8 protein-coding genes are annotated in these 8,087 nt (G+C 69.1%); 2 read left to right on the plus strand and 6 right to left on the minus strand.

Annotation, left to right across the window (positions count from 1 at the left end):
- The coding region (locus G5C60_RS48285; RefSeq protein WP_206440925.1) for an EamA family transporter at nt 1–945 on the minus strand (945 nt) is incomplete at its 3' end.
- Between the two features lie 77 nt (nt 946–1,022).
- Here G5C60_RS48285 and G5C60_RS48290 point away from each other — a divergent pair.
- On the plus strand, nt 1,023–1,883 hold the full coding sequence (locus G5C60_RS48290) for a LysR family transcriptional regulator (RefSeq protein WP_165270263.1): 861 nt from the start codon (nt 1,023–1,025) through the stop codon (nt 1,881–1,883).
- A 109-nt stretch (nt 1,884–1,992) separates the two neighbouring features.
- Here G5C60_RS48290 and G5C60_RS48295 read toward each other — a convergent pair whose 3' ends face one another.
- The 5 genes from G5C60_RS48295 to G5C60_RS54410 all read right to left on the minus strand — a co-directional run bounded on the left by G5C60_RS48295 (nt 1,993) and on the right by G5C60_RS54410 (nt 6,659).
- Nucleotides 1,993–2,553, minus strand: coding sequence for an EamA family transporter (locus G5C60_RS48295; protein WP_241267609.1), 561 nt, complete (start codon nt 2,551–2,553; stop codon nt 1,993–1,995).
- A gap of 5 nt (nt 2,554–2,558) precedes the next feature.
- The gene (locus tag G5C60_RS52870; RefSeq protein ID WP_241267610.1) at nt 2,559–2,819 is read right to left on the minus strand and encodes a hypothetical protein; all 261 of its coding nucleotides are present in this window, start codon (nt 2,817–2,819) and stop codon (nt 2,559–2,561) included.
- Between the two features lie 235 nt (nt 2,820–3,054).
- A complete protein-coding gene (locus tag G5C60_RS48300) occupies nt 3,055–5,079 on the minus strand; it encodes a CocE/NonD family hydrolase (protein WP_165270265.1) in 2,025 nt (674 codons plus the stop codon).
- The gene (locus tag G5C60_RS48305) at nt 5,067–6,374 is read right to left on the minus strand and encodes an ATP-grasp domain-containing protein (RefSeq protein WP_165270267.1); all 1,308 of its coding nucleotides are present in this window, start codon (nt 6,372–6,374) and stop codon (nt 5,067–5,069) included. Before G5C60_RS48305 ends, G5C60_RS48300 begins: the two co-directional genes overlap by 13 nt.
- 75 nt (nt 6,375–6,449) lie before the next feature.
- Complete coding sequence (locus G5C60_RS54410) at nt 6,450–6,659, minus strand: hypothetical protein (protein ID WP_420907485.1); 210 nt, start codon at nt 6,657–6,659, stop codon at nt 6,450–6,452.
- Nucleotides 6,660–6,791: 132 nt separating this feature from the next.
- Between G5C60_RS54410 and G5C60_RS48315 the strand changes: the two genes are divergently transcribed.
- Nucleotides 6,792–8,087: AMP-dependent synthetase/ligase (locus G5C60_RS48315; RefSeq protein ID WP_165270269.1), on the plus strand; the 1,296-nt coding region annotated here is incomplete at its 3' end.

Here is an 8,087-nt window from a genome sequence, read left to right on the forward strand (position 1 = left end):
CGTCCGCACTGCCCCCGCGCCGGCCCCCACCACCAGGGCGATCGCCAGGCATTGCAGGGCCGACAGCGTTTGCCCCAATACAAGGAACCCGGCCAGTGCCGCGATCGCCGGGGCCAGGCTCATCAGCACGGCGAAGGTCGGCGCAGGCAGACGGCGCAGGGCCAGCAGCTCCAGCGCGTACGGCAGCCCCGAGGACAGCAGCGCCACGGCCAGCCCGAGTCCCAGCACCTCCGGTTCGAGCAGCGTGGAGCCCGCGGAACCCACACCCAGCGGCAGGCTCACCAGTGCGGCCACCGCCATCGCCATGGCCAGCCCGTCCAGCCGCGGAAAGCGGGTCCCTGCCCGGGAGTTGAAGACGATGTACGCCGCCCACATGGCGCCCGCACCGAGCGCGAAGGCGGCGCCCGCCGGGTTGAGCCGGTCGAAGCCGTCCTGCCCGAGGAGGAAGACGCCCGCCAGCGCCAGCCCGGCCCACGCCAGGCTCACCACCCGGCGCGCGGCGGCGATGGACAGCAGGAGCGGGCCGAGGACTTCGAGGGTCACCGCCGGGCCCAGCGGGATCCGGTCGATGGCCTGGTAGAAGAGGATGTTCATGCCGCCGAGTGCGAGCCCGAAGGCACCGGCGACGGCCCAGTCCGTACGGCTGTGGCCGCGCAGCCGGGGCCGGCAGATGACCAGCAGCAGCACGGCCGCGATCGTCACCCGCAAGGCCACGGCACCGAGAGCTCCGGTACGCGGGAAGAGCAGGGTGCCGGCGGCGGAGCCGAACTGCACCGAGAGAGCACCGGCCAGCACCAGCCCGACGCCGCCGAGGCTGCCTGGGCCGACGGGCGCGGTTGCCGTACGGATGCGGCCGGTCGCCGGTGTGCTCAGCGTTTCCGCGGGCGCCGCTGGTGCCGTTGATGCCCCTGGTGCCGCTGGGGCGGTTTCTGCCTGGGACCTCATTTTTGTCATGCCGCCACGCTAGGAAGCCGCGCACTGCGCGTGAAATGCCGATTGCACCGCGGTTATGCTTGCCGGGCATGACCATGGAGCTGCGCCATCTGCGGGCCTTTCTCGCCATCGCCGAGGAGGGTACGATCACGCGCGCCGCGGCCAGGCTGCACACCGGCCAGCCCGCTCTGTCTCGTACGCTGCGCCAGCTCGAGGACCATCTCGGCGTACGCCTGGTCGACCGCTCCACCCACCACCTGGAGCTCACAGCGGCGGGCCGGAGGTTCCGTGACAAGGCCGCCGCCGCGCTGGCCGCCGTGGACACCGCCCTCGACCCCCACTCGCTGACAACCCTGCCGCTGCGCCTCGGGCACCCTTGGGCGGCGCTCGGGGACCGCACCATTCCGCTGTTGCGCCGCTGGGACGAGGAGCACCCCGACGTCCCACTGGAGCTGCGCCGCATCGACGACCGCACGGCCGGGCTCACCCAGGGCAAGGTCGACGTCGCGCTGCTGCGCGGAGAGGTGGCGGTGCCTGGGCTGGTCACGCAACTGCTGCTGGAGGAGGAGCGGGTGGCGGTGGTGCCCGCGGACAGCGATCTCGCGGACCGCGGCGAGCTCACCCTGGCGGACCTCGCGGCGTGGCCGATCGCTCTGAACACGGTGGCGGGCACCACGACACTGGAACTCTGGCCCGCCGCCACGCGTCCCACGGCGACGGTCGAGGTCACCAACACGGACGAGTGGCTGACGGCCATCGCCGTCGGCCGGGCCGTGGGCATCTCGACGTCGGCGACACCCCGCCTGCACACGCAGCCCGAGATCGCCTACCGCCCGCTGACCGACGCCCCACCCGTGCCTCTGCTCCTGGCCTGGTACCGCGGCACCCCGGCCCACCCGGCGATCCCGGCCCTGGTCCGCTTGGCCCGCGAGATGGTGGCGGAGCACTGACGGGCACGGAAGACACGTACCACTGCCGCGTCTCGCTGAGGCGACACCGTCCACCTGGATGCGGGAGTCGATCGCACGGCCGACAACGTGGTGACGGGTCGGCCCTGGTTCACGCGACGGCGATCAGCGCGATGGCTGCCGCGGCACAGAGCAGACCGAGGGCCTGCGGCCTTGTGGTGCGTTCGTGCAGGAGGACGAGCGCGAGCAGGACGGGGACAGCCGGGTAGAGCGCGGCCAGCACGGTGGCCACGGTCATCAGCTGCTGCCGGGTCGCCGCGAGGTAGAGCAGGATGGCGAGGGTCCCGACCGCCCCCGCCCCGGCCGCCGCGGCGCCATGCCGTGGCCGTAGAGCCCACGGTGCCCCCTGGCCGACCAGTAGGCCGGCCACGAGGGCCACCGAGGCGACCCGGCTGGCCGCCACCGGCCACAGCCCGGTGTCGGCCGGGATCCGGGCCATCGCGAGGAACTGCACCGCGAAGCCGACGCCCGCGACCAGTGCGTCTGCCACCGCCGAGGTGCGACGGCCCCCGGCCGGATCCAGTGGCCGTACGGCCTCCGGGCCGCGGGAGACCAGCCACAGTGCGGGAAACGCGGCCGCGATGCCGACCAGGGCGAGGGCCGTCGGCCGCTCGCCGAGCAGCGCGAGCCCGACCAGGACCGGTAAGGCCACCGCCGTCACGCGCCCTTCGCCAGTGCCCGGTAGAGGAACGCGACCCCGATCCCGGTACCTGCCCCGGACAGGACACCCCAGCCCAGGTCCACGGCGGCCGGGCTGCCGTGCCCGGTGGCGAGTGCCGCGGCGACGCTCAGCGCGGTCCCGCCGAGCTGCGCGTGCAGCGCCACCGTCACTCCGTCGGCGCGGCGCGAGACCAGCCCGTTGACGAAGTGTGTGATGCCGAAGCACAACGCGGAGGCCAGGGCGAGCAGTTCGCCCATGAGGGCCGCCTCCTTCGGGCGATCCGGCCCGCGCTGGTCCCGGCCGGGAGGCCCTGCTCGTGCGTGCCGGCGACGGCTCCCGGGCATGGACGCCGATGCAGATGCCACGCAGCAACTGGGCGGAGTGGAGCGGAGCGAGCCAGGTGATCATGTCAATCGTGGGCGTGTCGGCCGACGGTGAGGCGCCAGGGCGGACATAGACATGCGGACATATCGACTCCCGCTGCACCTCGGCTCACACATGGTCACGGGGAATCGTGTGATGCCAGTTGCGCGAGTAGGCCCTGCGATAGCCCTCGTAGCCGTCCAGTTGTGCGTGCAGCCGGAACTCCCGGCTCGAGCAGGACAGGACCGTGCGGGTCACGGTACGTACGTGCCAGTCGCCCCTGCGGAACGTCATGGTCGACTCCACCTCGCCCCACACCGACTCGAAGTCGTCGCCCACCCAGACGTACCGCTGGTGAACGTGGCGCCCCACCTCCAGGCCGTGGTCCTCGAAGCGCACGACCCCGCTGTCCTTCACCACCTGCAACTCCGAGTGATAGTCCACGAGGTTCCGCGAGACCGTCCACCGCTCCTCACCGGGGCGGACCTGGGTGGCGGTGATCGGCGGCGTGCCCTCCGGCTCGTCGAAGGGACGCAGCGTGGTCTCCTGGGGTTCGGCCGCCGGGCGTACCGGCAGGAGCAGCCGGCTGGCGCCGGTGAACACGCTGAGCCGAGCCGGCTGCGGAGGGGGCCAGGCCAGCGGCCAGTAGGACGTGGACAGCGACAGTCGGATGCGGTGCCCGGGGGGAAAGTCCTGCGCCACTCCGTTCAGCGGAACATCCACCTGGTAGCGGCGCCCGGGGACCAGTGGCTCGGGGGTTTCGTCGCTGGCGCGGTGGGTGAGGTTCAGCATCCCGAAGGTGACCCGCGTCGCGCGGCCGTCGGGGGCCACGTCGGAGAGCCGGACGGCGACCATCGCGACAGGTTCACTGACCGCGATCTCCAGGTGCGCGACAGGGCTGCCCAGGATCTGCCAGTTCTCCTCGAGCACATCGGTGTTGAACACCAGCGAACCGCCGTCCTCCTCCCGCTGGTCGTACGGCAGATCGGGCGGCGCACTGTAGGAACACCACTTGCCGGCGAACTGTCCCACCGACAACGGTGACTCCACACGCAACTCCTGCTCCTTGATCTCCTCCTGCGGCATGGCGAGCCGATGGTCTCCGAGCGGCAGTTCGTACGGGCGGGTGTGCGGGGAGGGCCACGAGGGCTCACCGACCCAGTGACCGGGACGCTCGGCGTACGCGGTGGAGGGCGGCATGCTGTCCTGCATCCACACGCGCAGCATCGGCTCATCCATCACACCGTTGTCGATGTCCTTGAGCCACCGGTCCCACCAGCGCACGACTTCCTGCAGATATCCGATCGCGGGCCCCGGCTTGCCCAGGTGCGGGTACTTGTGCGACCACGGGCCGATCAGCCCCTTGCGGGGTACGTCCAGGTGCTCCATCAGCCGGAAGACGCTGTTGGAATATCCGTCGGCCCACCCGCTGACGCCGAAGACGGGGCACCGCACATCCTGGTAGTTCTCGCTGACCGAGCCGTGCCGCCAGTAGTCGTCCCGTCGCTGGTGTTTCAGCCACTCGTGCAGCCACAGGCCGCTGCCTTCGAGGCGCTGCAGCCACATGTCCCGCCAGGTCTCGCCGACCAGCGCCGGGTCGGGCGGGCAGGAGGTGTGAGCGAACATCGTCGATGCCTCGGAGAGATTGTCCGAGAGCAGGCAGCCGCCCATGAAATGCATGTCGTCGGCGTAGCGGTCGTCGGTGAACGAGGCGATGGCGATGGCGCGCAGGCTCGGTGGCTGCCGGGCGGCGACCTGCAGGGCGTTGAAGCCGCCCCAGGAGATTCCCATCATGCCGGTCCGGCCATCGCACCAGGGCTGATCGGCGAGCCAGGCGAGGACTTCTTCGGCGTCGCGGAGTTCCTGCTCCAGATATTCGTCGGTGAGTACGCCCTCGGATTCGCCGGTGCCGCGCAGATCGACCCGGACGCAGGCGTAGCCGTGCCCCGCCATGTAGGGGTGGTTGATGGAATCCCGCACCGCGGTCAGGTCCCGCTTTCGGTAGGGAATGTACTCCAGAACGGCCGGCACGGGATCGTTGTCGGACGACACCGGGCGCCATATACGGGCCGCCAGCCGGATGCCGTCCGACAATGGAATCCACAGATGTTCGTCCTGTTTGACCGTGTACGGCAGCGAGGTCACCTCGTGCATAACCCACCCTCCTCATCGTCGAAACGGAAGTCGAGAGCCTCCACACATCGGTCGTACTTGCGCTGCAACTCCCCTTCGTCAGCAGCCCCCACATATATGTGGGCAAGTTCGTAGCTGTAACTGTCATGCGCCTGGGGCACCTGGGAAAGCTGCATCCCTTCGTCGACCACCGGGACCACATCCACTCCCGGAATTTCCTGCTGCAGCCGGTCGATTTCCTCTGCCCCGGCCCGGTGCAGAACCCGGCCATCGCGGAAACGGCGCAGGAAACACTTTGCCGCAAGTGCATAAGGACCCTCACGGTGAGGCAGACGGGGGTCCTTTCCCAGTGCAAGGCTGATCATGCAATGATGGTTCGGAATTCCGTCGACCTCCCAGAACAACTCGGCGTGCGACTGCGAATGCCGCGGATTGACCTCCAGGAGAGAGACCTCCCCGCCCCCCGCGCCCTCCGGGTGGCAGAAGAACTCGATACAGAACGTCGAGTTGTCAAGGCCGATCTGAGCGATCACCCGTTTCGACAGGTCCTCCATTCGCCGCAGCATGTGCGGCGGCAGCGCAGAGGGATACTGATACCGCAGGAAACTTGGAGTGCCGGGGTAGGCGAGGGAATCCACGACTCCGTAAGTCTCGATCCGGCCCTTTCGACTGTAACCCTCCACCGTCGCCTGAGCACCCGAAATCTCCTCCTCGGCCAGACAGGTCTGCCCCCCGGCCTCGGCAATCTCAGGCGGGAGATCCAGCTGCCGGAGAATGTACTCGAACGGTTTGCCGATCTGACCGATGCCCTCTCGGATCTCAGCAAGTGCCGCGGCAAGCTGAGCGTCATCCTCAACCCGGAAGGCGAGCTGAGAAGCATAGGACTTGACCGGCTTCACCCACATCGGATACCGCACGCCCTCCGGCGGCCGGGCAGGGTCGGCCGGGTCGAGCAACGCAAAGCGGGGATACTCAGTAATCGCCTTCTGCTGCTCGAGCCTGCTCCAATATTTGTGTTCACATTTCACCACCGATTCGAGGCTTGGGCTCCGCAGCCCGAAACGACGACACAGAATCGGCACCATCATGCTCACGGGGAAATCCCAGTAGCCCACAATCGCATCGACGCTTCCCCGGAATTCCCTCAGTTGCCGCTCCGCCTTGTCGAGCAGGTCGGAGACCGGAGTGCCACTGAATTGCAATTCTCCCTGGCTCAGCAGCGGATGATAACGGTAATCGGCAGCACCCGGCACACCCAGCAGGACTTCAAGGTTCTCCTCGTCAAGCCCCAGAACAAAAATATTCACGGACCCCATCCGAACCTCCTCGCCAGATCCCACCCCTGCAACCGACACAGTCCGAATAGCCCTCACCACAGCACCCAAACAACCTCACGTGGTGTGACGCGGCAGCCACCAGCCACCATGCCGGCGTCCGTACGCCGAAAGCGCGGTCTCCTGGAGCGCGGCCAGGAGCCGCGTGGTGATCCGGTCGAGCGCGGGACGCACCTCCGTCGCCAGGTCGGGACGCTCCGTGGGCCGCTCGTCGGGGTGGGCGCCGCACACCAACGTATCGACGACCATCGTTGCCCGCGCCGGCACCAGCCACCGTCTGAACGAGCACACGTCCGAACACAGGCGAACATCTGATTGAACTTCCGCTACGCCCGAGTAAGTTGACCTCCGCGTAAGTAGCACCGCACCACCGCACGCGAGCCGCGACCGGGAGCCGTCATGGGCGTACGCAAAGATCTGAAGCAGGCGAAGAAACGCACTGACCTGGCGGACCGCACGAAGGTCGAGACCGTCAAGGACCACCACGGCGTCGTCCGCGAGGCCCGCATGCCGGCCCTCGCGCCGAGGGCCACCAACGGCAGCATCGCCGACCTGCCCTTCACCAACGCGGCCGAGGCCCCCGACACCGTGGTCGTCCGTCGCGAGGAACACGGCATCTGGCACCCGGTGAGCGCGGCCGCCTTCGCCCGCGAAGTCACCGCCGTCGCCAAGGGGTTGATCGCGGCGGGACTCGAACCGGGCGGCCGGGTCGCGGTGATGTCCCGTACCCGCTACGAGTGGACCGTCCTCGACTTCGCGATCTGGGCGGCGGGCGGCCAGAGCGTGCCCATCTACGCCACGTCCTCGGCCGACCAGATCGAGTGGATCGTCCGCGACTCGGGCGCCCGATTCGTCGTCGCCGAGACCGCCGAGAACGCGGAGGCGGTGAGGACCGGCACAGGCGCTCACTCCGAACCCCCGCGCGTATGGCAGCTCGATGGCGACGCGGTGGCCGAACTCACCGCCCACGGCCACGACATCCCCGACGACGAGATCACCAAGCGCCGTACGTCCGTGACCCCCGAGACCGTAGCGACGATCTGCTACACCTCCGGCACCACCGGCCAGCCCAAGGGCTGCGCCCTCACGCACGCCAACCTGCACGCCGAGGCCGCCAACACGGTCGAGCTCCTGCACCCCATCTTCAAAGAGATCACGGGCCAGATCGCCTCGACCCTCCTCTTCCTGCCCCTCGCCCACATCCTGGGCCGGACCATCCAGATCGCCTGCCTGATGGCCCGTATCGAGCTGGGACACTTCCCGAGCATCAAACCGGACGAACTCCGGCCCGCGCTGAGGGAGTTCCGCCCCACCTTCCTGGTCGGCGTCCCGTACCTCTTCGAGAAGATCCACGCCACCGGCCGCAAGACCGCCGAACGGATCGGCCGCGCCGCCTCCTTCGACCGCGCGGACCGCATCGGCGTCCGCTTCGGCGAAGCGCACCTCGACAGGTTCCTCGGGCGCGGCCAGGGCCCGAGCCCGGGCCTGTACGCCGCCTGGGCCCTGTACGACCTGCTGGTCTACCGCCGCATCCGCAAAGAGCTCGGCGGCCGTATGCGCTATGCCATCAGCGGCGGCTCCCCACTCGACCGCAACCTCAACCTCTTCTTCTACGCCGCCGGAATCATGATCTACGAGGGCTACGGCCTGACCGAGACCACTGCCGCGGCGACGATCGTCCCGCCCCTCAACCCC

It is taken from the genome of Streptomyces scabichelini, assembly GCF_011045015.1.
GTDB classification, from domain to species: Bacteria; Actinomycetota; Actinomycetes; order Streptomycetales; family Streptomycetaceae; genus Streptomyces; species Streptomyces scabichelini.

Excerpts from the sequence above, each read along its gene's own strand:
- G5C60_RS48305 (WP_165270267.1), bottom strand. The coding sequence starts at position 6,374 with ATGGGGTCCGTGAATATTTTTGTTCTGGGGCTTGACGAGGAGAACCTT.
- G5C60_RS48300 (WP_165270265.1), bottom strand. The coding sequence starts at position 5,079 with ATGCACGAGGTGACCTCGCTGCCGTACACGGTCAAACAGGACGAACAT.
- G5C60_RS52870 (WP_241267610.1), bottom strand. The coding sequence starts at position 2,819 with ATGGGCGAACTGCTCGCCCTGGCCTCCGCGTTGTGCTTCGGCATCACA.
- G5C60_RS48290 (WP_165270263.1), top strand. The coding sequence starts at position 1,023 with ATGACCATGGAGCTGCGCCATCTGCGGGCCTTTCTCGCCATCGCCGAG.